This is a genomic window from Pseudomonas sp. GM78 (assembly GCF_000282475.1).
Lineage (GTDB): Bacteria > Pseudomonadota > Gammaproteobacteria > Pseudomonadales > Pseudomonadaceae > Aquipseudomonas.
The window spans coordinates 1-25,093 of record NZ_AKJF01000065.1; the positions used below are offsets into that span (position 1 = coordinate 1).

The window sequence follows — 25,093 nt, forward strand, 5'->3', positions numbered from 1 at the left end:
CAGGCTGCGATCTTTTGGCGGTTAAGCAGTTTTCCAGGTGATCTCTTCTTCACCGTCGGCGCTGATGCGAATCCAGCGATCTGCCGTCTCCTCACCTTCTTCCTCGACCCAGCTACCCGGTGCGCAGCGCACTTCGACGTTCAGTGCGGTAAAAGCGGCGCGGGCGCAAGCAATGTCGTCGTCCCACGGCGTCTGGTCGCTTTCCAGGTACAGGCTGTTCCACTTTCCTACGGCCTTGGGCAACCAGGTCACCGGCACGTTGCCGGCCTTGCACTTGTAGGTCTGGCCTTTCTGCACCCAGTCGGTGCACGGGCCCAATGCCGTGCCGAGCCAGGCCGAGATGGCCTTGTGGTCGACGTCGGCGTCTTTCAGGTAAATCTCGATATCGGGCTGGCGCATGGATGTCCTCACTGCGTGTCTGAAAAATCCATTCGCGGATTTAGCCGGCCCTGGGCCATTGCCCAAGACCAAAAAGGATTGAAGTTATTGAAGTACGAAATAATCGTAGCGCATCGACACGGTGACCTCGAAAGGCTCGGCTTGCTCGATGACCGCTGTCCGGCGTTCGGCACTGGCACGCCAGCCGTGGGGGGTCATGGCCAGCAGGTTCGCCCGGTCCTGGCCACTGGCAAGCGTCAGTTTGAAGGTCAGGGTTTCGCTGTGTGCCAGTGTCATGCCTTCGGGCACCAGATCCAGATGCTTGTCGTCGATGTACTCGCGGACTTCGTCGTACAGCCGCTCACGTAGCTCCATCAGGTGGCCGCTGGTCGGTCCGACTTTCATCAGGCCGCCGCCGGGGCTGAGCAGGCGCTTGGCTTCCTCCCAATCCAGCGGGCTGAAAACGCTGGCCAGGAACTGGCAGCTGCCCGACGCCAGCGGCACGCGGGCCATGCTGGCGATCAACCAGGTGAGCTTGGGGTTGCGTTTACAGGCGCGCTTGACCGCTTCGCGAGAGATGTCCAGGGCGTAGCCGTCGGCATCCGGCAAGGCATCGGCGATTTGCGCGGTGTAGTAACCCTCGCCACAACCGATATCGACCCAGCGCTGTGGCGCGTAACCTGCCGCCAGTTGCGCCAGGCGCTTGGCTACCGGCGCGTAATGGCCGGCGTTGAGGAAGTCGCGGCGGGCTTCGACCATCGCCTGGTTATCCCCAGGGTCGCGGCTGTTCTTGTGCTGCACCGGCAACAGGTTCAGGTAACCCTGGCGCGCACGGTCGAAACGGTGCCCGGCGGGGCAGGCCACGCCGTTGTCCACCGCGTTGAGCGGTTCGCTGCAGATCGGGCAAGCGAGCATCAGGCGAGCAACTTGACAAGGGTCTGGTAGTAGATTTCGGTCAGCACATCGAGGTCGGCCGCCAGCACGCGCTCGTTGACCTGGTGGATGGTCGCGTTGACCGGCCCCAGCTCGACCACTTGCGTGCCCATGGTCGCGATGAAACGACCGTCGGACGTGCCGCCGCTGGTGGACGCCTGGGTTTCACGCCCGGTGATGTCCTTGATGCTCGACGACACGGCGTCGAGCAGCGCGCCCGGCTCGGTGAGGAACGGCAGGCCGGACAGTGCCCAGTCGATGTGCCAGTCCAGGCCATGCTTGTCGAGGATGTCGGCGACGCGCTTTTGCAGGCCTTCGACAGTCGACTCGGTGGAGAAGCGGAAGTTGAACACGGCGACCAGGTCACCCGGGATGACGTTGGTCGCGCCGGTGCCGGAGTTGACGTTGGAAATCTGGAAGCTGGTTGGCGGGAAGAAATCGTTGCCATGGTCCCAATGCTCGGCGGCGAGTTCCGCCAGGGCTGGAGCAGCGAGGTGGATCGGGTTCTTCGCCAGGTGCGGATAGGCCACGTGGCCCTGCACGCCGCGCACGGTCAGCTTGGCGCCGAGGGAGCCGCGACGACCATTCTTGACCACGTCACCGACCAGGGTGGTGCTCGACGGTTCGCCGACGATGCACCAGTCCAGACGCTCCTTGCGCGCGACCAGGCGTTCAATCACGGCTTTGGTGCCGTGGTGCGCCGGGCCTTCTTCGTCGCTGGTGATCAGGAACGCGACCTTGCCCTTGTGATCCGGGTAGTCGGCGACGAAACGCTCGGCCGCCACGGTCATGGACGCCAGGCTGCCTTTCATGTCTGCCGCGCCACGGCCACAAAGCATGCCGTGCTCGTCGATCACCGCGTTGAACGGGTCGATCTGCCAGGCGGTCACGGGACCTGTCGGCACCACGTCGGTGTGGCCGGCGAAGCACAGCACCGGGCCATCGTGTTTGCCGTGGGTGGCCCAGAAGTTATCCACATCTTCGATGCGCATCGGTTCCAGCATGAAACCGGCATCGCCCAGGCGCTGCATCATCTGCTTCTGGCAATCGGCGTCGACCGGCGTCACGGACGGACGGCGGATCAGGTCGATGGCGAGTTGAAGGGTCGGCGAAAGGTCGGCGTGGGCCGTCATGGAAAAAACTCCGGAAGCTGTATATGTGGGAGCGAGCCTGCTCGCGAAGGCGCAATCTCAGTCAACATAAATGTTGAATGTGACGGCCTCATCGCGAGCAGGCTCGCTCCCACAGGCATTGGGGCAGGCCAATGGGGCGAGGCCCTGCAAAATGGCGGTTATCTTAAAGCAAAACGGCGACCATTGGCCGCCGTTTAGTGCATCGGTGAAGATTTAGACCGCTGGCGCCGTTTCGGTTTCGCCCGAAGGTTTGGGCAGCGACGAAAGGAACGCCATGATCAGCGCCGCCAGGTACGGCAGCGACTGCACCAGCAACATGGTCACCCAGAAGCGCATGTCGTTGCTCGGCATGCCGTTCACCAGGAAGATCCCCAGCGCCGCACCCCACAGCAACAGCATGATGAACACCTCTTCCCGGGCTTCCGAAATCGCCACCCAGAAGCCGTGGTTATCGGCATTCTTCGGTGTGCGGAAAAACGGAATGCTGCTGGTGAAGAAGCCGTACAGCACCGCTTTGGCTATGGTGTGCGATAACGCGAGTCCCGCCAGCGCCGCGCAGAACGCATCCTTGAGGTTCACGCCGACGGCGCGACGGTAGAGGAAGATGATCTTGCCGACCTTGAACACGAACAGCGCCAACGGCGGGATCGCGAAAATCAACAGCGGTGGATCGACCCGCTGCGGCACGATGATCATCGCCGCCGACCACAACAGCGCGCCGACGGTGAAGAAGATGTTCATGCCATCCGCGACCCACGGCAACCAGCCCGCGAGGAAGTGGTAACGCTGGCCGCGGGTCAGTTCGGTGTCCTTGCCGCGCAGCAGGCTGCGGGTGTGGCGCTTGATGATCTGGATCGCACCATAGGCCCAGCGGAACCGCTGTTTCTTGAAGTCGATGAAGGTATCGGGCATCAGGCCCTTGCCGTAGCTGTCGTGGTAATACGCCGCCGACAGGCCTTTTTCGAAGACCCGCAAGCCCAGTTCGGCGTCTTCGCAGATGCACCAGTCGGCCCAGCCCAGTTCTTCGAGTACCGAGCGCCGGGTCATGGTCATGGTGCCGTGCTGGATGATCGCGTCACGGTCGTTACGGGTGACCATGCCGATGTGGAAGAAGCCTTTGTATTCCGCGTAGCAGAGCTTCTTGAAGGTGCTTTCGTTCTGGTCGCGGTAATCCTGCGGCGACTGCACCACGGCGATCTTCGGATCGGCAAAGTGCGGCACCATGTGCTTGAGCCAGTTGGGGTGCACGCAGTAATCGGAGTCGATCACCGCGATCACTTCGGCATCCTTGGCGGTGTGCGGGATCAGGTAGTTCAGGGCGCCGCCCTTGAAACCGGCCAATGGCGCGACGTGGAAGAACTTGAAGCGCGGGCCGAGGGTTTCGCAGTAGTCGCGCACCGGTTCCCAGACCGCCGGATCCTTGGTGTTGTTGTCGATAATCAGGACTTCGAAGTCCGGATAGTCGAGGTTGGCCAGGGCGTTGAGGGTCTGTTTGACCATCTCCGGCGGCTCGTTGTAGCAGGGCACATGGATCGAGACTTTCGGGCGATAGCTGGAATCGCCTTCCACCGGCAGGAATTCCCGACGCCGCTTGTGGATCCACACCGCTTCGGCCAGTTCGTGAGCCTCGGTCAGCAACACGATGAACACCCCGAGCGCGCCGAGGGCGAGCAGGAAGCCCACCGTCAGGCTGAACCAGGTGCTGTATTGCTGGCTGTAGTCATAGCCGATCCATACCAGCACCGAACCGCAGAGGAATGCGATAAAGGTCAGGAAGGTGCGGCCACGCTGGCGCAGGGCCGAGCCGTCGATCATCAGCAGGGTCAGCGACAGCAGCGCCAATACCACCGAACCGATGGCCAGCACGCGCCATTGCGGAATGGCGACCACCGGGCCTTCGAAGTTGAATTTCTGCTGGCGCGCGGCGTTGAACACACCCCAATAGGCGCCCACCGAACCTTCGTCGCTGACCTTCCACGGCTGGTCGAATGCTTCGATCACGAAGTAGTTGAAACCCTGGCGGTTGAGCTTGTTGACCAGGGTTCGCAGGTAGATCGCCTGGTCTGCCGGCGACGCATCGGCGCCACCGCGCATGCGGCCGTTGCTCGGCCAGCCCACTTCAGACAGCAGCAACGGTTTTTTCGGGAACATCTTTTTCAGGTCGCGGGCGCGGTCGAGGACGAACTGCCCGGCCTTGTCCATCGGGATGAATTCCCAGTAGGGCAGCACGTGGGCGGCGATCAGGTCGACGTGCTTGGCCAGTTCCGGGTGTTCTTCCCAGACGTGCCACTGTTCGGACGTGGTCACCGGCACTTTCACCGCGGCGCGGACGCGATCTAGGATCACGCTCAGTTCGGCGGCGGTGATTTCCTTACGGAAAATCGCTTCGTTGCCGACAACGACGCGCACGACGCTGCGCGAAGAGTTGGCGATTTCGATGGCACGGGCGATTTCCCGTTCGTTGCGTTCCTGGTCCGGGCTGATCCAGATCCCCAGTGTCACCCGTAGGCCGAATTCTTCCGCCAGTTTGGGGATGTTCTCAAGCGTGCCGTCCACCGAGTAGGTACGGATGTTGTCCGTCAACTTGCTCATGATCTCCAGGTCGCGACGCATTTGATCGTCGGTCGGGTACTGCTCTTTTTGTGGGAATTGACCCTGCTGGAAAGGTGAGTACGAGAAGCCGGAGATCTGTTCGGGCCAGTTGGGCGCGGTCACCGGGCGATTGATCAGCGCCCAGAAGCCGGTAAACAAGGCAGCGATGGCGAGCACCACCACCAGGTTGAGTCCAAATTTACGCGATGACATAGTTATTTCGGGTTCCAAAGACTGTGGAACGAAGGAACGGTCGGGCCGCCAAGGGGGGCGAATCCTACACTAGGCATTCTCTGAACCTACAGCGGACAGGGAATTACCCGATATTGGGCAATTTGATTTCACATAAGTTCTTACACTGACCGCTTGAAGCCTAAAATTTAGTGCCGCGAAGCCCTATACTGCGCGCCGGTTTTTGAGGTGATGGTCATGAGTACAGAAGATCCGCGGTTTGCAGGCATCGCCCGTTTGTATGGCGTCGAGGGCCTTGAACGCTTGCGCGCGGCGCACGTGGCGATTGTCGGCGTTGGTGGCGTTGGCTCCTGGGCGGCGGAAGCCATGGCCCGTTGCGGTGTTGGCGAGATTTCGTTGTTCGACCTGGACGATGTCTGCGTCAGCAACGCCAACCGTCAGTTGCACGCGCTGGACAGCACCGTCGGCAAACCCAAGGTCGAAGTGATGGCCGAGCGCCTGCGCGGGATCAACCCGGATTGCACGGTGCACGCGGTGCCGGATTTCGTCACCCGCGAGACCATGGCCGAATACATCACCCCGAACATCGATTGCGTGATCGACTGCATCGACAGTGTCAACGCCAAGGCGGCGCTGATTGCCTGGTGCAAGCGGCGCAAGATCCAGATCATCACCACCGGCGGCGCGGGCGGGCAGATTGACCCGACGCTGATCCAGGTCTGTGACCTCAACCGTACGTTCAATGACCCGCTGGCGTCGAAAGTGCGCTCCACCTTGCGCCGCGACTATGGCTTCTCACGCACCGTGACCCGTCACTACAGCGTGCCGTGCGTGTTCTCCACCGAGCAACTGCGCTACCCGAAACCCGATGGCAGCATTTGTTTGCAGAAGAGTTTCGTCGGCGATGGTGTGAAGCTTGACTGCGCCGGTGGCTTTGGCGCGGTGATGATGGTGACGGCGACCTTCGGCATGGTCGCGGCGACCAAGGCGGTGGACAAGATTGTGGCGGGTGTGCGGCGGCCGGCGGAGCGCATCAAACCTTCCTGACGCTGATCGTTCCCACGCAGAGCGTGGGAACGATCAGCGTCAGGCGGCGAGTTCGCGCATTCGCTGAAGCACCGCATTCAAGCCATTGCTGCGCGACTGGGACAACTGGCGACCCAACCCCAGCTGATTGAACCAGTCCGCCAGATCCACCTGCTTCAGATCAGCCGCCGACAACCCGTTGACCCGCGCCAACAGCAACGCCACCAAGCCGCGAATCAAGCGTGCATCACTGTTGGCCCTGAACAGCCAGTGGCCATCCTTCAGCTCACCCACCAACCACACCTGGCTTTCACAGCCATGCACGCGGTTGGTGTCACACATTTCCACTTCGCTCAATGCCGGCAGGCGCTCGCCCCACTGCATCAGCAGGCGCGCCCGTTGTTCCCAGCCCGGCAGATCTTGAAAGGCTTGCAGCGCGGCCACGGCTTCAGCAGACAGGCTCATCGCAGTAACTCCAGTGCTTGATCCAGCGCTTCAAAGAACCGTTCCAGGTCTTCGGAGTCGTTATACAGCGCCAACGACACCCGGATCGCTCCGGCCAGGTGCAGGCTTTTGAGCAGCGGCATGGCGCAGTGATGACCGGCGCGCACCGCAATGCCTTGTTCGGTCAGCAGGTGCGCCAGATCAGAGTTATGTATACCCTCGATGGTAAAACTCGCCAGCGCCACTTGCGGCTTGCCTAGCAGGCGGATGCCGTTGCGCGCCTCGAGGCCCTTGAGCAGACGGTCATGCAGCGCCGCTTCGTGGGCGGATACGGCGTCCTGATCGAGCCCGGCAAGGTAGTCCAGGGTTGCCCCCAGGCCAATGACGCTGGAAATCGGCGGCGTGCCGGCTTCGAATCCCAGCGGTGCAGGGCGGAAGCGCGCGTCGTGATAGTTGGCGTCCAGCACCATCTCGCCGCCGAACTGCCAGGGGTGTAGCTGTTGCAGCGCTTCATGGCGCCCGAACAACACGCCCAGGCCATCGGGCCCGTAGAGCTTGTGGCTGGAAAATACGTAAAAATCGCACCCCAGTGCCTGCACGTCATGCCGGCCATGGACCACGCCCTGGGCGCCGTCGATCGCGGTGAGTGCGTTATGCGCCTTGGCCATCGCCAGCAGCGCGGGCAGGGGTTGCCAGGCGCCGATCACGTTGGACAACTGGCTAACCGCCAGCAGTCGCGTGCGTGGGCCGATCAAATTCGTGGCGGCCTGGAGGTCGATCACGCCGTCGGCATCCAGTGGCAGGATCACCAGTTTCAACTCGCGGCGGTGCGCCAGTTGCTGCCACGGCAGCAGGTTGGCGTGGTGTTCCAGGGCGCTGATGACAATTTCATCGCCCGGATTGAAAAGAGGTTCCAGGCCATAGGCCAGGAGATTTAGCGCAGAGGTCGCGCCGTGGGTGAATATGATCTGCCCGCTGTCACCGGCGTTGAGCCATTGCGCGGCTTTGCGGCGGCTGTCCTCGAACGCCTGGGTGGCGTGGGCGCCGGGCAGGTGTTGCGCCCGATGCACGTTGGCCGCGCCATTGGCGTAGTAATGCGCCAGGGCATCCAGTAGCGCTTGAGGTTTTTGCGTGGTGGCGGCGTTGTCCAGATAGGTCTGGCCTTGCCGTTGCAGGGCGGCGATGGCCGGGAAATCGGCGCGCCACGGGGAGAGAATCATCATGGTGTTCGGCCCTGGTGAACATGGGCGGGTGTACGCCTGACCTTGCTGACCCTGTAGGAGCGAAGCTTGCTCGCGAAGGGGCCCTTGAAGCCGCCAAAAGCTTCGCGGGCAAGCCTCGCTCCTACGGGATTAGAGGTGATCGTGCGACGCTTAGTTGTGAGCGTGCAGCGCTTCGTTCAGTTCGATGGCCGATTTGTGGGTTTTGCATTCCACGGCACCGGTTTGCGAATTGCGACGGAACAGCAGGTCGGTCTGGCCAGCCAGTTCACGGGCCTTCACGACCTTGACCAGCTCGTTGTTCTCGTCCAGCAGCGCCACCTTGGTACCGGCCGTCACATACAGGCCCGACTCAACGGTGTTGCGATCGCCCAACGGGATGCCGATACCGGCGTTGGCGCCGATCAGGCAGCCTTCGCCAACCTTGATCACGATGTTGCCGCCACCCGACAGGGTGCCCATGGTCGAGCAGCCGCCGCCCAGGTCCGAACCCTTGCCGACGAATACGCCAGCGGAGACGCGGCCTTCGATCATGCCCGGGCCTTCGGTGCCGGCGTTGAAGTTGATGAAGCCTTCGTGCATCACGGTGGTGCCTTCGCCCACGTAGGCGCCCAGGCGCAGACGCGCGGCGTCAGCGATACGCACGCCAGCCGGTACGACGTAGTCGGTCATTTTCGGGAACTTGTCCACCGAGAACACTTCCAGCAGCTCGCCGCGCAGGCGGGCTTCGAGTTGATGCTCGGCCAGTTCGGACAGGTCGATGGCGCCCTGGCTGGTCCAGGCTACGTTTGGCAGCAGCGGGAACACGCCAGCCAGGTTCAGGCCGTGTGGCTTGACCAGGCGATGGGACAGCAGGTGCAGCTTGAGGTAGGCCTCAGGCGTGGAGGTCAGTTGCGCGTCTTCGGCCAGGATAGTGGCGACCAGCGGCTTGTGGCTCTCGGCCAGGCGGGTCAGCAGGGCGGCCTGGGCAGCGTCGACGCCTTTCACCGCTTCAGCCAGTTGCGAAGCTTGCGCGGTGGTGAAGGTGATGGCCTGGTTGCCTTCGGTGTAGCCCAGGATTGGCGCAATGGCAGCGACCAGTTCGACCGACGGGTTGAGCAGTGGCTGTGCGTAGAACACTTCCAGCCAGGCGCCTTGACGGTTTTGAGTGCCGACACCAAAGGCCAGGCTGAACGGGGTAGTGGACATGTTGATACCTCTAGCAAATTGAAACGGGCTGCTTACTTGAGCGCGGCCGCGTAGATATCTGGCTTGAAGCCAATCAGGGTTCGGTCACCGAGATCGAGCACCGGGCGCTTGATCATCGAAGGTTGTGCGAGCATCAGTTCGATGGCTTTCGACTGGTCGAGATCGGCTTTGCGTTCGTCGTCGAGCTTGCGAAAGGTCGTGCCTGCGCGGTTCAACACCACTTCCCAGCCGTGCTCGTTGCACCATTGGGTCAGGTGTTCACGGTCGATACCGACCGCTTTGTAATCATGAAAGTCATAGCTGACAGCGTGTTCATCGAGCCAGGTGCGCGCCTTTTTCATGGTGTCGCAGGCTTTGATGCCGAAAAGGTGCAACGTTTTACTTGAAACGGTCAAGGAATCGCCCCCTTTACAGGTGTCGGAAATAAAAGGTGCCGGATTATGCCATGACCGGACGGCTTCGCGGCGGCTATGGTCAGGTTTGTCTTTGTGCCATGGCATAAAACCAGGGCCCCTGGCGTGGCGGCGTGCGACATTGGTGCAAGGGGCACGCTCAGTCTAAGCGGCTAATATGGCACTTCAATGCTGTCGATTGTCCGGGAACCCCGTTTTATGCAAACCGCCTACACCGTTCTGATTCTGTTGATGCTGGTGGGCGTTTCGCGCTTGCTCGGGCGGGTGATCCCGCTACCGTTGCCGTTGGTGCAAATTGCCGCGGGCGCCTTGCTGGCCTGGCCGACCCTGGGCCTGCATGTGGCGCTGGACCCTGAATTGTTTCTGTTCCTGTTCCTGCCGCCATTATTGTTTTCCGACGGTTGGCGCATGCCCAAGCGAGAGTTCTGGCGCCTGCGTGGCCCGATCCTGACCCTGGCTGTGGGCCTGGTGCTATTTACCGTGGTCGGTGCCGGGTACTTCATTCACTGGTTGCTGCCGAGTATCCCGCTGCCGGTGGCGTTTGCGCTGGCTGCGGTGCTGTCGCCCACGGACGCCGTGGCGGTGTCGGCGATCTCCCAGAATCGCTTGCCGACGCCCTTGATGCACATCCTGCAGGGCGAGGCCTTGATGAACGATGCCTCGGGTCTGGTGACGTTCAAGTTCGCCCTGGTGGCGGCGGTGACCGGGGCGTTTTCGCTGGCCAACGCCAGTGTCACCTTTGTGTTGGTGGCGGTCGGTGGCCTGGCGATTGGCGTGGCCTTGAGCTGGTTGGTGGGGCGCCTGCGCTCGTGGATGATTGCCCGCGGCTGGGATGACCCGGCCACCCACGTCGTCTTCATGTTGTTGCTGCCGTTTGCCGCCTACGTGCTCGCCGAGCGCGTGGGTGCGTCGGGCATCCTGTCGGCGGTAGCGGCGGGGATGATGCAAAGCTGGCTCGATCTGCTGCCGCGCCAGACCAATACGCGGCTGCTCAATCGCAGCGTCTGGTCATTGCTCGAATTCGCCTTCAATGGCTTGATTTTTCTGCTGCTGGGTTTGCAGTTGCCGGACATCATCAAGGCCGTGGCCAGTCATGAAGCCTCGCTGTGGCCGACGCTGCTCTATCGCTGCGTCGATGTACTGGCGATTTTCCTGGTGCTGCTGGTATTGCGGTTCGTCTGGGTGCAGAGCATCTGGCGCCTTTCGATTCTGTTGCGGCGCTGGCGCGGCAAGGACGAGATCACCCGGGTGCCCAGTGCCCGTTCATGTTGGTTGCTGACTGTCGGCGGCGTGCGCGGGGCGGTGACGCTGGCAGGTGTGATGTCGGTGCCGATGCTGATGGGGGCCGACGCGTTTCCCGAGCGTGACCTGCTGATCTTCATCGCTGCCGGGGTGATCCTGTTGTCGTTGATCGCCGCGTGCGTGGCCTTGCCGTTGCTGCTGCGTGGCATAGAAAAAAGCCCGGACGACAAGCGCCGCAATGAAGTGCGTGATGCCTGGCGCAAAACCGCGCAGGCGGCGATTCATGCGCTCGAAGTTGAAGAGGTCACCCCGCAGGATGCGGCCCAGGCTGCGCTGGCGGTTGAGCTGAAGGCACGGATCATGTCCGAGTATCGGCATCAGCTCGAGGTGTTCAACGATTCAGTGGAAGCCCAGGCTCTGGCTCTTCAGATGGATTTGCTGGAGCGACGTTTACGGCTCCGGGCGCTGCGGGCGCAGCGCCTGGAGTTGTACAAGCTCAGCGGTAATCACCAGATTGGTGATGATGTGTTGCGTGAGGTGTTAGGTGAGCTGGATTTGAGTGAGGCAAATTTGGGTGAAGTTAGTTAAGGGGGAGGGCGCGTTAACCCCGACGTAGGTGTGGTGGGTAAATGCTTGATATCAACTCTTTGTCCTTTTCTGAAAGTGTCAAGGGCCTGGGGATTGCTGTCCCTTTCCAGATAAATGCCTTGCCAAAACCGTAATGCATGATTGATGTTTGATCGTAAGGGCCCAGTGCTTTAATGTTTTTGTGCTTTCGGAAAATATTGGAACGGGTCGTATCTTCTGACCAGCCGTGCCTTTCTTTACATATTTTGTAAACCTTGGGTGTATGCCAGTCTATATTGGCATCGGGGTGCTGATGTTCGTGTTGCAGACCAAGGGCGTGACCAAATTCGTGAAGTATTATTGCGATCCATATTTCGTCGCTATGTTCCTCTTTAAAGTCAATTTGCATAGTCGGTTTTTCAATTGGAACTGTCAGAGCATCCGTTCCAACGCGCGACCAGTGACCGTCTCTGCAGGCCCCGAAAGCTACCCTTATATCTGCCTGTGTCAAATTTATAACATATTCGATACTGAGATTTATATGTGGCGTCCATTGCGCTACTGCTGATTTGAAAAGGTCTTCGAGTTCAGGGTCACTTTCAAGGAAACCGATTTTTAATCTAATGGCTTCAGGCCAATATACAGAGGGTAAGCCAAAGGCACGCCTAATGCGCATTCCACCATCGCTATCAGAATATTCTGGCGTGGTATCATAAGCTGCGTCGATGTCGACGGGTGGGAGGCCACCGCAAATGTGCAATTCATCCGTGTCCATGAGAATAATGTCCGTATTATGAATGGTTTGTTGTAAGTTATCGGGGTTTGGTAAGGCTTCGCGAGTTGTGATACTTGCTAAGTGCGCTTTGGGATAATACGGTTGTGATGATTAAGAAGTGAAGTGTGGTTTTGGTTCTCGGTATTGCGAGGTCTTGGTGTTTCGCGTTTTTCGATCGTCAATTTTTGTTGGTCGTGAAAGCGATATGTCTCGAAGGATTGCAGCTTGCGCTGAAATGATATCCCGCCACTGCATTGCACAGGGCGGGACGGACCGACTTATCTTTTCGCAGTAACAAACGCACGAATCCGCTCTGCAGCTTCAACACACTCGGCCAACGGCGCAACCAGCGCCATGCGCACACGCCCGGCACCCGGATTGACGCCGTCGACATCCCGTGACAGGTAGGAGCCCGGCACCACGGTCACATGCTCCTGCTCGAACAGGTCGCGGCAAAAGGCTGCGTCGTCGCCAGCCACATTCGGCCACAGGTAAAAACTGCCATCGGGACGTTGTACGTCCAGAACCGGGCTGAGGATTTCCAGTACGGCGTCGAACTTCTCGCGATACAGCGCACGATTGGCGCGTACATGCACTTCGTCGTTCCACGCAGCAACGCTGGCCAGTTGGGTCTGAACCGGCATCGCGCAGCCGTGGTAGGTGCGATAGAGCAGGAAGCCCTTGAGGATATCCGCGTCACCGGCAACAAAACCGGAACGCAGGCCCGGCAGGTTGGAGCGCTTGGACAGGCTGTGGAACACCACGCAGCGCTTGAAATCCTGGCGACCCAGTTCCGCGCAGGCGCTGAGCAGACCTGGCGGTGGGGTTTGTTCGTCGAAGTACAGTTCGCTGTAGCACTCGTCCGCAGCGATCACGAAGTCGTATTCATCGGCCAGGGCGATCAGTTTTTTCAGGGTCTCGACCGGGATCAGCGCGCCGGTCGGGTTACCCGGCGAGCACAGGAACAGGATCTGGCAGCGTTTCCAGATGTCCGGCGAAACGGCATCGAAATCCGGGTTGAAGCCGTTTTCGTCCAGGCAGGGCAGGTAGTGTGGCTTGGCCCCGGCGAGGAACGCCGCGCCTTCGTAGATCTGATAGAAGGGGTTCGGGCTGACCACCAGCGCGTCGTCGCCACGATTGACCACGGTCTGGGTGAAGGCGAACAGCGCTTCACGGGTACCGTTGACCGGCAGTACGTTGCGCGCCGGGTCGATCCAGCCGTTCGGCACGCCGAAGCGGCGCTCGCACCAGGCGGCGATGGCTTCACGCAGGGCCGGGATGCCGAGGGTTGTCGGGTACACGGCCATCTGATCCAGGTTGCTCGCCAGGGCTTCGGCGACGAAGCTCGGCGAGCGGTGTTTCGGTTCGCCGATCGACAGCGCGATTGGGCGCTTGTCCGGGTTGGGCGTAACGCTGCCGAGCAGGGCGCGGAGTTTCTCGAAAGGGTAGGGCTGGAGCTGCGACAAAGCTTTGTTCATGAGGGGCCTCGTTCAATGTAGGAGCTGCCGCAGGCTGCGATCTTTTGATCTTGATCCTGAAAAGCGAGATCAAAAGATCGCAGCCTGCGGCAGCTCCTACAGGGGATTGGGTTTGATTCAGATACTGATGCGCGACAGTTTGATATCGGGTTCCTGGTTGACGCTCAATTGTTCGACAATTGCATCCTGCAAACGACTGCACAGCAACGGGTCGGACAGCGGCTGGTTGTTCGCGTCGGTGATGAAGAACACGTCTTCCACGCGCTCGCCGAGGGTGGCGATCTTGGCGTTCTGCAGCGACAGGTCGAACTCCAGGAAGATCGTACCGACCCGCGCCAGCAGGCCAGGGCGATCGGGGGCGGTCAGTTCCAGCACGGTCACCGGACGCTGGGCGTCGTTGTGGATCGTCACCTGTGGTGCAAAGGCGAAATGCTTGAGCTGGCGCGGCACCCGACGCTGGATGATGGTCGGGTAATCGTCCGGATTGCGCAGGGCTTCGGTCAGGCCGTCACGGATCTGCTTGACCCGTGCCGGGTTATCGCCGATCGAGTCGCCGTCGGTGTCGAGCACGATGTAGGTGTCGAGGGTGAACTGGCTGCTGGAGGTGATGACCCGGGCGTCATGGATGTTCAGGTTGAGCTGGTCCATCGCGGCCACGGTCACGGCGAAGAAGTCGTGCTGGTCCGGTGCGTAGATGAAGATCTGCGTGCCGCCCTCGAACTCGCGTTGAGTGGTTTCCTTGATCAGCACCAGCGGCCCGCCGAAGGCCGGCTGTTGGAGGATCGCATCGCTGTGCCAGGCGACGTCGCCGGCAGTGTGGCGCAGGAAATAGTCATCTCCCAGTTGCGCCCACAATTGCTCGACGTCGTCCGGGTCGGTGCCACCGCGCACCAGGATGTCCAGCGCGGCACTCTGGGTCTGGCGGATCTGCTCTTCGCGGTCCACCGGGTTTTCCAGGCCGCGACGCAGGGCGCGCTTGGTTTCGGTGTAGAGCTGGCGCAGCAGGCTGGCCCGCCAGGAGTTCCACAGCGTCGGGTTGGTGGCATTGATGTCGGCGACCGTCAGCACGTACAGGTAGTCGAGGCGGGTTTCATCGCCCACGGTCTGGGCGAAATCATGGATCACCTGCGGATCGGACAAATCCTTGCGCTGGGCCGTGGTCGACATCACCAGGTGGTTTTGCACCAGCCAGACGATCAGGCGGCTGTCCCACACCGGCAACTGATGACGCTGGCAAAAGGACTCGGCGTCCACCGCGCCGATTTCCGAGTGATCGCCATGCCGGCCTTTGCCGATGTCGTGGTACAGGCCGGCCAGGTAGATCAGTTCAGGCTTGGGCAGCTTGGCCATGAGTTTGCTGGCCAGCGGGAATTTTTCCGAGACCTGGGTGTACTGCAGCTTACGCAGGTGCTTGATCAGGTTCAGGGTGTGGGCATCAACCGTATAGATGTGGAACAGGTCGTGCTGCATCTGGCCGACGATGAAACCGAATTCCGGCAGATAACGCCCGAGAATGCCGTAGCGGTTCATCCGGCGCAGGTTGCGGTGGATGCCGATCTTGCACTTGAACAGTTCGATGAACAGGCTGGTGTTGCGTATGTCGTTGCGGAAGTCGTCGTTGATCAGGTGTCGATTTTCGCGCAGCAGACGAATGGTGTCGGCGCGCACACCCTTGATTTCCGGTTGCTGGGCCATCAGCACGAAGATCTCGAGCATGGCGAACGGCGTGCGGCGGAACACGTTGTCGTTACGCGCCTCGATATAGCCGTCGTGCAGCTGGAATCGCGAGTTGACCGGTTGTGGCGGCGCCGCATCCTCCGGCGCGAGGATGACTTCCTCGAAGTGCTGGATGATCAGGTCGCTGAGCTGGGCAATGCTCATGACCACGCGGAAATACTGCTGCATGAAGTTCTCGACGGCCTGCTTGGCGTCGTCGCCTTGGAACCCCAGCAGCCCGGCAATGGTGCGCTGGTGATCGAACAGCAGGCGGTCTTCGGAGCGACCGGCGAGCATGTGCAGCGCGTAGCGCACCTTCCACAAGAACTCCTGGGAGGAGGCCAGCAGGGCGTTCTCGCTTTCGACCAGGAAACCTTCGCCGGCCAGTGCCCGCAGGTTCAGGGTGCCGTACTCGCGACGGGCCACCCAGAGAATCGTCTGGATATCCCGCAGTCCGCCGGGCGAGCCCTTCACGTTGGGTTCCAGGTTGTACTCGGTGTCGTTGTACTTGTGGTGCCGGGCTTTCTGCTCGGCGCGCTTGGCCAGGAAGAAATCCTTGCTCGGCCACATGTGCGCGGTGCTGGTGACATCCAGCATGCGCTGGCGCAGGTGTTCGGGACCGGTGATGGTGCGGCTTTCCATCAGGTTGGTCACGACCGTCAGGTCGGCGCGGGCCTCCTCGGCGCACTCGTCGACCGAACGAACGCTCTGGCCGACTTCCAGGCCGATGTCCCACAGCAGGGTCAGGAAACGTTCGATGGGATCACGGAAAACCTCGTGGTCCGCACTGTCCAGCAGGATCAGCAGGTCGATGTCGGAATAAGGATGCAATTCGCCACGACCGTAGCCGCCGACCGCGACCAGCGCGATGTCGGCGTCCTCGCTCCAGTTGAATTGCTCCCAGGCCTTTTGCAGGATGTTATCGACGAACCAGGCGCGGTCCTCGATCAGGCGTCGAATGTCCCGGCCGCTGCGAAAACGCCCGTCGAGCACTTCGCGAGCCTGGCGGATCGCCTTCTTGAAGGCCGCGATCGGGCTGGCCTTCAGGGCCAGTTCAGCCTGGAACTGGCCACGATCGAAGAGTTCGGGATCCACCTGCGGCATCGATTGCTTTCCTTTCTATAGGCTGGGTACGGTGACGGGATCAGGCCGAAACGCGGGGGATGGTGTCATCGCTGCGCAGGGTGAAGATCTCGTAGCCGGTTTCGGTCACCAGCAGGGTGTGTTCCCACTGTGCCGACAGCTTGCGGTCCTTGGTGATCGCGGTCCAGCCATCGCCCAGCACCTTGGTGTCGGCGCGGCCCTGGTTGATCATCGGCTCGATGGTGAAGGTCATGCCGGCCTTCAGTTCCATGCCGGTGCCGGCACGGCCGTAGTGCAGGATCTGCGGCTCTTCATGGAACACCTTGCCGATGCCGTGGCCACAGAACTCGCGAACCACCGAAAAGCCGTTTTTCTCGGCGTGCTTCTGGATGATTTCACCGATGTCGCCCAGGCGGCAGCCAGGCTTGACGATTTCAATGGCCTTGTACATGCATTCCTGGGTCACTTGCGACAGGCGCTCGGCCCAGACCGGCACGGTGCCGACGTGGAACATGCGGCTGGTGTCGCCGTGGTAGCCGTCCTTGATGACGGTGACGTCGATGTTCAGGGTGTCGCCATCCTTGAGCGGCTTGTCGTTCGGGATGCCGTGGCAGACCACATGGTTGATCGAGGTGCAGATCGACTTCGGATAGCCCTTGTAATTCAGCGGGGCAGGGATAGCCTTCTGTTCGTTGACGATATAGTCGTGACAGATCTGGTTCAGCTGATCGGTGGTGACGCCCGGCTTGACATATTCGGCAATCATTTCCAGCACATCGGCGGCCAGTTTGCCGGCGATGCGCATTTTTGCGATGTCCTCGGGGGTTTTGAGGGTGACGGTCATACAGGCTCTCTCTGCGCTCAATGGCGCTTTGTGACGAAAAGGGCGTTGCGCGATCGATCTTCGCAGCCCTGAAAAACGCGATTCTAACAGACGATCAGCGCAAATCCGCGGCCCTGTAGATCGCTTCTCTCTATAGAATGGCGCATTCCGGGCTGATTCCAAGGGATGGTGGCGAGCATTTGCCTCGATTTCAGAATCCGGGTTCCGTTTTTTCCTGCCCTGTGGTATAAAATGCGCCGCTTTCCGGGGATGCCCCGAAAAGCTTAAATCCACACACGTGTCGACACGATGACCTGGGTGCCGCAAGCGAAATGCTGGTGGTTGGTCATTGGGATACGTGGAGGCCAAACCCGACTTATTAAGGAACTATCATGTCCCAAGTCAACATGCGCGATATGCTGAAGGCCGGTGTGCACTTCGGTCACCAGACCCGTTACTGGAACCCGAAAATGGGTAAATACATTTTCGGCGCGCGTAACAAGATCCACATCATCAACCTTGAAAAAACCCTGCCAATGTTCAACGAAGCTCTGACTTTCGTAGAGCGCCTGGCCCAGGGCAAAAACAAGATTCTGTTCGTCGGCACCAAGCGTTCCGCTGGCAAGATCGTTGCTGAAGAAGCAGCACGTTGCGGTTCGCCGTACGTCGATCACCGCTGGTTGGGCGGCATGCTGACCAACTTCAAGACCATCCGTGCTTCCATCAAGCGTCTGCGTGACCTTGAAGTACAAGCCGAAGACGGTACTTTCGCCAAGCTGACCAAGAAAGAAGCGCTGATGCGCTCCCGTGACCTGGAAAAGCTGGATCGTTCCCTGGGTGGTATCAAGGACATGGGCGGTCTGCCAGACGCTCTGTTCGTTATCGACGTTGATCACGAGCGCATCGCGATCACCGAAGCCAACAAGCTGGGCATCCCGGTTATCGGCGTAGTCGATACCAACAGCAGCCCGGAAGGCGTTGACTACATCATCCCAGGCAACGATGACGCAATCCGCGCTATCCAGCTGTACATGGGTTCGATGGCTGACGCTGTTATCCGTGGTCGCAACAACGTTGCTGGCGGCACCGAAGTTTTCGTTGAAGAAGCTCCGGCAGCTGCAGCTGAGTAATTGACGCCCTGGCGTTGACTCAGTAAGCAAAAAGGGGGCTTGGCCCCCTTTTTGCCACCTCGAAAACCGTTTGTCGGCGCCCACTGCTCTATCTGTAACGTGCGGCAGCTAACAAGGGTGGTTCGGGAAGAATTGAACGCCCGTTCGATCGGGTGGAATGGTTGATAACCTATCCAAGAGGAATTTTGAAATGGCAGAGATTACTGCAGCGTTGGTCAAAGAACTGCGCGAGCGTACCGGCGAAGGCATGATGGACTGCAAAAAGGCCTTGACCAAGGCTGGCGGCGACATCGAAAAAGCCATTGATGACATGCGTGCTTCGGGCGCCATCAAGGCTGCCAAGAAAGCGGGCAACGTTGCCGCTGAAGGCGCCATCGCCATCAAGGCTGACGACAAGTCCGCCGTACTGCTGGAAGTGAACTCGCAGACCGACTTCCTGGCCCTGCAAGACGACTTCAAGAACTTCGTTGCTGCCAGCGTAGAAAAAGCCTTCGCCGAAAAACTGACCGACGCAGCTCCGCTGATCGCCGCTCAGGAATCGGCTCGTGAAGCCCTGGTGGCCAAAGTTGGCGAAAACGTCAACATCCGTCGCCTGGTTCGCGTTGAAGGTGACGTGGTCGGTACTTACCTGCACGGTAACAAGATCGGTGTTGCTGTTGTTCTCAAGGGCGGCGATGTTCAGCTGGCCAAAGAGATCGCCATGCACGTGGCTGCAAGCAACCCTGAGTTCCTGCTGCCATCGCAGGTTTCGCCAGAAGCCATCGAGCGTGAAAAGGGCGTTTTCCTGTCCTTGAACGAAGACAAGATGAAAGGCAAGCCAGCTGAAATCGTCGAGAAGATGATTGCTGGTCGTATCACCAAGTTCCTGGCCGAAGCCAGCCTGGTTGAGCAGGCTTTCGTCATGAATCCGGAAGTTACCGTAGGCGCCCTGGCCAAGAAAGCCGGCGCTGAAATCGTTTCCTTCACCTACTTCAAGGTTGGCGAAGGCATCGAGAAGCCAGTAGACAACTTCGCTGAAGAAGTTGCTGCACAGCTGGCTGCCGCCAAGCAATAAGACGGTTTTTTAACTGTCGCCCTGAAGAGGCTGCCCGCTCACGCGCGCAGCCTCTTTTCAGATGGGTTGCCAATTTTTATTGGTTTCCGTTTGGAACTGGCTTACAAAGCCATGTTCCGATGGCGCTGAAGCAGCGTCACGCTAGAGTGAACGCCAGCTGAAAACAGCTCGCAAAGAATTTTTAAAATACGCCGCAGGAGAGATTCGCAATGGCTCAGCAGGGCAGTGGTTATCAGGCTCGCTATAAACGCATTCTACTCAAGCTTAGCGGCGAGGCCCTGATGGGCTCGGAAGAGTTCGGGATCGATCCGAAAGTTCTGGATCGCATGGCGCTGGAAGTCGGCCAACTGGTTGGCATCGGTGTCCAGGTCGGTCTGGTGATCGGCGGCGGCAACCTGTTCCGCGGCGAAGCGCTGAGCAAGGCCGGCATGGACCGGGTTACGGGCGACCACATGGGCATGCTGGCCACTGTGATGAACGCCTTGGCCATGCGCGATGCGCTGGAACGTGCCAATATCTCGGCCATCGTGATGTCGGCCATCTCCATGGTCGGCGTGACCGATCACTACGATCGCCGCAAGGCCATGCGCCACCTGAATTCCAAGGATGTGGTGATTTTCGCGGCCGGCACCGGTAACCCGTTCTTCACTACGGATTCGGCTGCCTGCCTGCGTGCAATTGAAATCGACGCCGATGTCGTGCTCAAGGCAACCAAGGTCGATGGCGTCTACACCGCTGACCCATTCAAGGACCCGCATGCCGAGAAGTTCGATCATCTGACCTACGATGAAGTACTGGATCGCAAGCTGGGCGTGATGGATCTGACGGCCATTTGCCTGTGCCGCGACCACAAGATGCCGTTGCGCGTATTTAACATGAACAAGCCCGGCGCCCTGCTGAACATCGTGCATGGTGGCGCTGAAGGGACCCTGATCGAGGAAGGCCAACAATGATCAACGAAATCAAGAAAGACGCTCAAGAGCGCATGCAGAAGTCCGTGGAATCGCTGGCGCACAACTTCGGTCGTATCCGTACCGGCCAGGCGCACCCAAGCATCCTGGAAGGTGTGATGGTTCCGTACTACGGTGCCGATACCCCGATCAAGCAAGTGGCGAACATCACTGTCAAGGACGCCCGTACCCTGCAAGTCGTTGCCTTTGAGCGCAACATGCTGGGTGCTGTAGACAAGGCCATTGGCAGTGCCGGCCTGAACCTGAACCCGACCAACCTGGGTGAGTTGCTGCTGATCTCCATGCCGGCCCTGACCGAGGAAACCCGCAAGGGCTTTACCAAGCAGGCGCGTGACGTGGCTGAGGATGCCCGGGTTGCCGTGCGCAACATCCGTCGCGATGCCAACAGCCAGCTCAAGGATCTGGTCAAGGAAAAGGAAATCAGCGAAGACGAAGAGCGTCGCGCAACTGGCGAAATCGATGATCTGACCAAGAAGTACGTGGCTCAAATCGATGCGAACCTGGCGCAGAAAGAAAAAGACCTGATGGCCGTATAAGGGTCGCGTTTTCATGGAAAAGACCAAGCAGGTTGCACCGTCCGCGGTGCCGCGCCATGTCGCGATCATCATGGATGGTAATAATCGCTGGGCGAAAAAACGCTTTATGCCGGGTGTCGCCGGGCATAAAGCGGGTGTGGATGCGGTGCGCGCGGTCATCGAGGTGTGCGCCGAGGCGGGGGTCGAGGTGTTGACCCTGTTCGCGTTCTCCAGTGAGAACTGGCAACGTCCAGCCGATGAAGTGAGTGCCTTGATGGATCTGTTCTTCAAGGCATTGCGTCGAGAGGCCAAGCGCCTCAACGACAACAACATCAGCTTACGCATCATTGGCGATCGCTCGCGCTTCCACCCCGAACTCCAGGCTGCCATGCGTGAAGCCGAGGCCATGACGGCCGGCGCCAATCGCTTTGTCCTGCAGATCGCTGCCAACTACGGCGGTCAGTGGGATATCGCACAAGCCGCACAACGCCTGGCGCGTGAAGTTCAGGCCGGGCATCTGCGGCCGGAAGACATCACCCCAGAGCTGCTGCAAACCTGTCTGGCCACCGGCGACCTGCCGTTGCCGGACTTGTGCATCCGTACCGGTGGCGAACATCGCATCAGTAACTTCCTGCTGTGGCAACTGGCCTACGCCGAGTTGTACTTCTCCGACCTGTTCTGGCCGGACTTCAAACACGATGCCATGCGCAATGCGCTGGCCGATTTCGCATCTCGCCAGCGCCGCTTCGGTAAAACGAGCGAGCAGGTCGAGGCTGGAGCCCGGGTTTAATGCTTAAACAACGAATCATCACCGCGCTGATCCTGCTGCCGATTGCCCTGTGTGGGTTTTTTCTGCTGGAGGGTTCCGCTTTTGCGCTGTTCATCGGCCTGGTCGTGACCTTGGGTGCCTGGGAGTGGGCGCGCCTCGCCGGTTTCACTGCTCAAGCGTTTCGTGCCGGCTATGCCGCCGTCGTCGCATTGATGCTGTTCGTCATGTACATCCTGCCGGGCCTTGCGCCATGGGTATTGGGTGCTTCGGTGTTGTGGTGGGCGGTGGCGACCTATCTGGTGCTGACCTACCCACGCTCCAGCGAGCATTGGGCGAGCGCCGCCTGCAAGCTGGTGATCGGCCTGTTGATCCTGTTGCCGGCCTGGCAAGGCCTGGTACAGATCAAGCAGTACCCGCTGGGTAACTGGCTGATCATGGCGGTGATGGTGCTGGTCTGGGGCGCCGATATCGGTGCTTATTTTTCCGGGCGTGCTTTCGGCAAGCGCAAGCTCGCGCCGCAGGTCAGCCCGGGCAAAAGCTGGGAAGGCGTGTACGGCGGCCTGGCCTTGAGCCTGGTGATCACCACCCTGGTTGCCCTGGTGCGTGACTGGACGGTGGCGCAATTGTTCAAGGGCTTGATCGGCGCTGCGCTGATCGTATTCGTCTCGGTGGTGGGTGATCTCACCGAAAGCATGTTCAAGCGCCAGTCCGGGATCAAGGACAGCAGTAATCTGCTGCCGGGGCATGGCGGCGTGCTGGACCGCATCGACAGCCTGACCGCGGCGATCCCGGTGTTTGCGGTGCTGTTGTGGATGGCTGCACCGTGAGCCGCCCTCAACAGATAACTGTCCTGGGGGCCACGGGCTCGATCGGTTTGAGCACCCTGGATGTCATCGCCCGCCACCCGGAGCGCTACCAAGTCTTCGCCTTGAGCGGTTTCAGCCGCCTGAGCGAGCTGCTGGCGCTGTGCGTGCGTCACGCCCCACAGTTTGCCGTGGTGCCTGAGCCCGCTGCTGCCCGCTGCTTGCAGGATGATTTGCGCGCTGCCGGTCTGTCGACTCGGGTTCTGGTGGGGGAGGAGGGGCTGTGCCAGGTGGCTGCCGCCCCTGAGGTCGATGCGGTCATGGCGGCCATCGTCGGCGCAGCGGGCTTGCGTCCGACCCTGGCGGCCGTTGAGGCCGGCAAGAAGATCCTCCTGGCCAACAAGGAAGCGCTGGTCATGTCCGGCGCGTTGTTCATGCAGGCTGTGCGCAAAAGCGGGTCGGTATTGCTGCCGATCGACAGTGAGCACAACGCGATTTTCCAGTGCATGCCCCGGGATTTTGCCCGTGGCCTGGATTCGGTCGGCGTGCGCCGGATCCTGCTGACCGCCTCTGGCGGTCCGTTCCGGCAGACACCCATGGCCGAGCTGGCGCATGTTTCGCCCGAGCAGGCCTGTGCCCACCCTAATTGGTCCATGGGGCGCAAAATCTCGGTCGATTCGGCCAGCATGATGAATAAAGGGCTTGAATTGATCGAAGCCTGCTGGCTGTTCGATGCCAAGCCGTCCCAGGTTGAAGTGGTGATTCACCCGCAAAGTGTGATTCATTCGCTGGTCGACTTCATCGATGGCTCGGTATTGGCCCAGTTGGGCAATCCGGACATGCGCACGCCGATCGCCAATGCGCTGGCCTGGCCTGAGCGAATTGACTCAGGCGTGCCGCCGCTGGACTTGTTTGCCGTTGCGCGCCTGGATTTCCAGGCGCCCGATGAAGATCGATTCCCGTGCCTGCGCCTGGCTCGTCACGCCGCCGAGGCGGGCAACAGCGCTCCGGCGATGTTGAATGCGGCAAATGAAGTCGCTGTGGCGGCCTTTCTCGACGGACGGGTTCGTTACCTGGAAATCGCGAGTATCATCGAAGAAGTACTCAATCTCGAGCCTGTGGTTGTAGTGAATGATCTTGAAGCGGTGTTCACGGCAGACGCCAAGGCGCGTGTACTGGCCGAGCAATGGTTGAGTCGCCACGGGCGGTAAGTGTTGCAATGCGCCGGCCCATGCAGGACTGGATTAGGAATGCGGAGAAAATAGATGAGCGCGCTCTATATGATTGTCGGCACCCTGGTCGCTTTGGGTGTGCTGGTTACCTTCCACGAGTTCGGCCATTTCTGGGTCGCGCGTCGCTGTGGGGTCAAGGTGCTGCGTTTCTCCGTAGGCTTTGGTATGCCGCTGCTGCGCTGGCACGACAAGCAGGGTACTGAATTCGTGGTGGCTGCCATTCCGCTGGGTGGCTACGTTAAAATGCTCGACGAGCGAGAAGGCGAAGTGCCTGCTGATCAGCTCGATCAATCCTTCAACCGTAAATCGGTGCGCCAGCGCATTGCGATCGTGGCGGCAGGGCCGATTGCCAACTTTTTGTTGGCGATGGTGTTTTTCTGGGCGTTGGCGATGCTCGGTACCGAGCAGGTCCGCCCGGTCATCGGCGCTGTTGAGTCCGGTAGCCTTGCTGCCAGGGCAGGCCTGGGCGCAGGTCAGGAAATCATTGCCATCGACGGCGAGCCCACTTCCGGTTGGGCTGCGGTCAATCTGCAATTGGTCCGTCGCCTGGGTGAAAGCGGTTCCCTGCAATTGCTGGTGCGTGAGCAGGGATCCACGGTGGATTCGCCTCGTGAACTGGTGCTGGACAAGTGGCTCAAGGGCGCAGATGAGCCGGATCCGATTCGTTCGCTGGGTATTCGTCCATGGCGCCCGGCATTGCCGCCCGTACTGGCCGAGCTGGATCCCAAAGGCCCGGCCCAGACGGCTGGCCTGAAGACCGGTGACCGGCTGTTGGCGGTGGATGGCAAGGCGGTGGATGACTGGCAACAGGTCGTCGATACGGTCCGTATGCATCCTGATACCAAGATCATGCTGCGGGTAGAACGTGACGCTGCTCAAATCGACGTCCCCGTCATGTTGGCCGCCCGTGGCGAAAGCAAAGCCCCCACCGGTTACCTTGGGGCGGGGGTGAAAGCGGTCGATTGGCCACCGGAGATGATTCGCGAAGTCAGTTACGGGCCGTTGGCCGCCGTGGGGGAAGGGGCTCGACGCACCTGGACGATGAGCCTGCTGACCCTCGATTCGTTGAAGAAAATGTTGTTCGGTGAGCTCTCGGTAAAAAACTTGAGTGGACCGATAACCATTGCTAAAGTGGCGGGCGCTTCGGCCCAGTCGGGCGTCGCTGATTTCCTGAATTTCCTTGCTTATCTGAGTATTAGCCTGGGTGTTCTGAATTTGCTGCCCATTCCTGTACTGGATGGGGGGCATTTGTTGTTTTATCTGATCGAGTGGGCGCGTGGTCGTCCCTTGTCGGATCGGGTGCAAGGTTGGGGGATACAGATCGGCATCAGTTTGGTGATTGGGGTGATGTTGCTTGCTCTGGTCAATGATCTGGGTCGACTGTAACGCTTCGCTGAATTGCGAACCTGCCGCATT

The 25,093-nt window shown here is 60.2% G+C and carries 22 protein-coding genes; 10 read left to right on the forward strand and 12 right to left on the reverse strand.

Annotation, left to right across the window (positions count from 1 at the left end; all coding sequences use genetic code 11):
* Positions 1-21: 21 nt before the first annotated feature.
* The 4 genes from PMI35_RS22500 to PMI35_RS22485 all read right to left on the reverse strand — a co-directional run bounded on the left by PMI35_RS22500 (position 22) and on the right by PMI35_RS22485 (position 5,249).
* Positions 22-399 carry a hypothetical protein gene (locus PMI35_RS22500; RefSeq protein WP_008057287.1) on the reverse strand — a complete coding sequence of 126 codons (378 nt, stop codon included), beginning with the start codon at positions 397-399 and terminating at the stop codon, positions 22-24.
* A gap of 84 nt (positions 400-483) precedes the next feature.
* The gene (locus tag PMI35_RS22495; RefSeq protein WP_008057288.1) at positions 484-1,293 is read right to left on the reverse strand and encodes a putative RNA methyltransferase; all 810 of its coding nucleotides are present in this window, start codon (positions 1,291-1,293) and stop codon (positions 484-486) included.
* Positions 1,293-2,444, reverse strand: coding sequence for a succinyl-diaminopimelate desuccinylase (dapE, locus tag PMI35_RS22490; RefSeq protein ID WP_008057289.1), 1,152 nt, complete (start codon positions 2,442-2,444; stop codon positions 1,293-1,295). Before dapE ends, PMI35_RS22495 begins: the two co-directional genes overlap by 1 nt.
* A gap of 213 nt (positions 2,445-2,657) precedes the next feature.
* Entirely contained in the window at positions 2,658-5,249 is a 2,592-nt protein-coding gene (locus PMI35_RS22485; protein WP_008057291.1) for a glycosyltransferase, read from the reverse strand.
* Between the two features lie 216 nt (positions 5,250-5,465).
* On the opposite strand from PMI35_RS22485, the gene tcdA reads away from it, so the two are divergent.
* Positions 5,466-6,275 carry a tRNA cyclic N6-threonylcarbamoyladenosine(37) synthase TcdA gene (tcdA, locus tag PMI35_RS22480; protein WP_008057292.1) on the forward strand — a complete coding sequence of 270 codons (810 nt, stop codon included), beginning with the start codon at positions 5,466-5,468 and terminating at the stop codon, positions 6,273-6,275.
* 39 nt (positions 6,276-6,314) lie between these two features.
* On the opposite strand, the gene PMI35_RS22475 is transcribed toward tcdA, so the two are convergent.
* The 4 genes from PMI35_RS22475 to PMI35_RS22460 form a co-directional block, all read right to left on the reverse strand.
* Positions 6,315-6,719, reverse strand: coding sequence for a SufE family protein (locus PMI35_RS22475; RefSeq protein WP_008057293.1), 405 nt, complete (start codon positions 6,717-6,719; stop codon positions 6,315-6,317).
* Positions 6,716-7,921: an aminotransferase class V-fold PLP-dependent enzyme gene (locus PMI35_RS22470; RefSeq protein WP_008057294.1), complete on the reverse strand. Its 1,206-nt coding sequence runs from the start codon at positions 7,919-7,921 to the stop codon at positions 6,716-6,718. The genes PMI35_RS22475 and PMI35_RS22470 overlap by 4 nt, the downstream gene beginning before the upstream one ends.
* Before the next feature lie 150 nt (positions 7,922-8,071).
* Entirely contained in the window at positions 8,072-9,106 is a 1,035-nt protein-coding gene (dapD, locus tag PMI35_RS22465) for a 2,3,4,5-tetrahydropyridine-2,6-dicarboxylate N-succinyltransferase (RefSeq protein WP_008057296.1), read from the reverse strand.
* Positions 9,107-9,138: 32 nt separating this feature from the next.
* Positions 9,139-9,501, reverse strand: a complete 363-nt coding sequence (locus tag PMI35_RS22460; RefSeq protein ID WP_008057297.1) for an ArsC family reductase — start codon at positions 9,499-9,501, stop codon at positions 9,139-9,141.
* Positions 9,502-9,717: 216 nt separating this feature from the next.
* Between PMI35_RS22460 and PMI35_RS22455 the strand changes: the two genes are divergently transcribed.
* Complete coding sequence (locus PMI35_RS22455) at positions 9,718-11,349, forward strand: Na+/H+ antiporter (protein WP_008057299.1); 1,632 nt, start codon at positions 9,718-9,720, stop codon at positions 11,347-11,349.
* A 13-nt stretch (positions 11,350-11,362) separates the two neighbouring features.
* On the opposite strand, the gene PMI35_RS33415 is transcribed toward PMI35_RS22455, so the two are convergent.
* The 4 genes from PMI35_RS33415 to map form a co-directional block, all read right to left on the reverse strand.
* Positions 11,363-12,103 carry a M12 family metallopeptidase gene (locus PMI35_RS33415; RefSeq protein WP_008057301.1) on the reverse strand — a complete coding sequence of 247 codons (741 nt, stop codon included), beginning with the start codon at positions 12,101-12,103 and terminating at the stop codon, positions 11,363-11,365.
* Between the two features lie 278 nt (positions 12,104-12,381).
* Complete coding sequence (gene dapC / locus PMI35_RS22445) at positions 12,382-13,581, reverse strand: succinyldiaminopimelate transaminase (RefSeq protein WP_008057303.1); 1,200 nt, start codon at positions 13,579-13,581, stop codon at positions 12,382-12,384.
* 117 nt (positions 13,582-13,698) lie between these two features.
* Positions 13,699-16,401, reverse strand: coding sequence for a [protein-PII] uridylyltransferase (locus PMI35_RS22440; RefSeq protein WP_008057305.1), 2,703 nt, complete (start codon positions 16,399-16,401; stop codon positions 13,699-13,701).
* Positions 16,402-16,441: 40 nt separating this feature from the next.
* Positions 16,442-17,224, reverse strand: a complete 783-nt coding sequence (map, locus tag PMI35_RS22435; RefSeq protein WP_008057306.1) for a type I methionyl aminopeptidase — start codon at positions 17,222-17,224, stop codon at positions 16,442-16,444.
* A gap of 371 nt (positions 17,225-17,595) precedes the next feature.
* On the opposite strand from map, the gene rpsB reads away from it, so the two are divergent.
* The 8 genes from rpsB to rseP all read left to right on the forward strand — a co-directional run bounded on the left by rpsB (position 17,596) and on the right by rseP (position 25,063).
* The gene (gene rpsB / locus PMI35_RS22430; protein ID WP_008057307.1) at positions 17,596-18,333 is read left to right on the forward strand and encodes a 30S ribosomal protein S2; all 738 of its coding nucleotides are present in this window, start codon (positions 17,596-17,598) and stop codon (positions 18,331-18,333) included.
* A 190-nt stretch (positions 18,334-18,523) separates the two neighbouring features.
* The gene (gene tsf / locus PMI35_RS22425) at positions 18,524-19,387 is read left to right on the forward strand and encodes a translation elongation factor Ts (protein ID WP_008057308.1); all 864 of its coding nucleotides are present in this window, start codon (positions 18,524-18,526) and stop codon (positions 19,385-19,387) included.
* 209 nt (positions 19,388-19,596) lie between these two features.
* Positions 19,597-20,340, forward strand: a complete 744-nt coding sequence (gene pyrH / locus PMI35_RS22420; protein ID WP_003222124.1) for a UMP kinase — start codon at positions 19,597-19,599, stop codon at positions 20,338-20,340.
* Positions 20,337-20,894: a ribosome recycling factor gene (gene frr, locus PMI35_RS22415; protein ID WP_008057309.1), complete on the forward strand. Its 558-nt coding sequence runs from the start codon at positions 20,337-20,339 to the stop codon at positions 20,892-20,894. The genes pyrH and frr overlap by 4 nt, the downstream gene beginning before the upstream one ends.
* Positions 20,895-20,907: 13 nt before the next feature.
* Positions 20,908-21,663: a polyprenyl diphosphate synthase gene (gene uppS, locus PMI35_RS22410; protein ID WP_008057310.1), complete on the forward strand. Its 756-nt coding sequence runs from the start codon at positions 20,908-20,910 to the stop codon at positions 21,661-21,663.
* Positions 21,663-22,469 (forward strand): phosphatidate cytidylyltransferase, encoded by an 807-nt coding sequence (locus PMI35_RS22405; protein ID WP_008057311.1) that lies wholly within the window; start codon positions 21,663-21,665, stop codon positions 22,467-22,469. Before uppS ends, PMI35_RS22405 begins: the two co-directional genes overlap by 1 nt.
* Entirely contained in the window at positions 22,466-23,656 is a 1,191-nt protein-coding gene (gene ispC / locus PMI35_RS22400) for a 1-deoxy-D-xylulose-5-phosphate reductoisomerase (protein WP_008057312.1), read from the forward strand. The genes PMI35_RS22405 and ispC overlap by 4 nt, the downstream gene beginning before the upstream one ends.
* 54 nt (positions 23,657-23,710) lie before the next feature.
* A complete protein-coding gene (rseP, locus tag PMI35_RS22395) occupies positions 23,711-25,063 on the forward strand; it encodes an RIP metalloprotease RseP (RefSeq protein WP_008057314.1) in 1,353 nt (450 codons plus the stop codon).
* Positions 25,064-25,093 lie beyond the last annotated feature (30 nt).

Bases quoted from the DNA above. Each gene is read 5' to 3' on its own strand.
- frr (WP_008057309.1), top strand. From the start codon at position 20,337: ATGATCAACGAAATCAAGAAAGACGCTCAAGAGCGCATGCAGAAGTCC.
- dapD (WP_008057296.1), bottom strand. From the start codon at position 9,106: ATGTCCACTACCCCGTTCAGCCTGGCCTTTGGTGTCGGCACTCAAAAC.
- PMI35_RS22470 (WP_008057294.1), bottom strand. From the start codon at position 7,921: ATGATGATTCTCTCCCCGTGGCGCGCCGATTTCCCGGCCATCGCCGCC.
- PMI35_RS22485 (WP_008057291.1), bottom strand. From the start codon at position 5,249: ATGTCATCGCGTAAATTTGGACTCAACCTGGTGGTGGTGCTCGCCATC.
- uppS (WP_008057310.1), top strand. From the start codon at position 20,908: ATGGAAAAGACCAAGCAGGTTGCACCGTCCGCGGTGCCGCGCCATGTC.
- PMI35_RS22440 (WP_008057305.1), bottom strand. From the start codon at position 16,401: ATGCCGCAGGTGGATCCCGAACTCTTCGATCGTGGCCAGTTCCAGGCT.
- dapE (WP_008057289.1), bottom strand. From the start codon at position 2,444: ATGACGGCCCACGCCGACCTTTCGCCGACCCTTCAACTCGCCATCGAC.
- tcdA (WP_008057292.1), top strand. From the start codon at position 5,466: ATGAGTACAGAAGATCCGCGGTTTGCAGGCATCGCCCGTTTGTATGGC.
- rseP (WP_008057314.1), top strand. From the start codon at position 23,711: ATGAGCGCGCTCTATATGATTGTCGGCACCCTGGTCGCTTTGGGTGTG.
- PMI35_RS22495 (WP_008057288.1), bottom strand. From the start codon at position 1,293: ATGCTCGCTTGCCCGATCTGCAGCGAACCGCTCAACGCGGTGGACAAC.
- map (WP_008057306.1), bottom strand. From the start codon at position 17,224: ATGACCGTCACCCTCAAAACCCCCGAGGACATCGCAAAAATGCGCATC.
- PMI35_RS22475 (WP_008057293.1), bottom strand. From the start codon at position 6,719: ATGAGCCTGTCTGCTGAAGCCGTGGCCGCGCTGCAAGCCTTTCAAGAT.
- rpsB (WP_008057307.1), top strand. From the start codon at position 17,596: ATGTCCCAAGTCAACATGCGCGATATGCTGAAGGCCGGTGTGCACTTC.
- PMI35_RS33415 (WP_008057301.1), bottom strand. From the start codon at position 12,103: ATGGACACGGATGAATTGCACATTTGCGGTGGCCTCCCACCCGTCGAC.
- pyrH (WP_003222124.1), top strand. From the start codon at position 19,597: ATGGCTCAGCAGGGCAGTGGTTATCAGGCTCGCTATAAACGCATTCTA.
- tsf (WP_008057308.1), top strand. From the start codon at position 18,524: ATGGCAGAGATTACTGCAGCGTTGGTCAAAGAACTGCGCGAGCGTACC.
- dapC (WP_008057303.1), bottom strand. From the start codon at position 13,581: ATGAACAAAGCTTTGTCGCAGCTCCAGCCCTACCCTTTCGAGAAACTC.
- PMI35_RS22405 (WP_008057311.1), top strand. From the start codon at position 21,663: ATGCTTAAACAACGAATCATCACCGCGCTGATCCTGCTGCCGATTGCC.
- PMI35_RS22455 (WP_008057299.1), top strand. From the start codon at position 9,718: ATGCAAACCGCCTACACCGTTCTGATTCTGTTGATGCTGGTGGGCGTT.
- PMI35_RS22500 (WP_008057287.1), bottom strand. From the start codon at position 399: ATGCGCCAGCCCGATATCGAGATTTACCTGAAAGACGCCGACGTCGAC.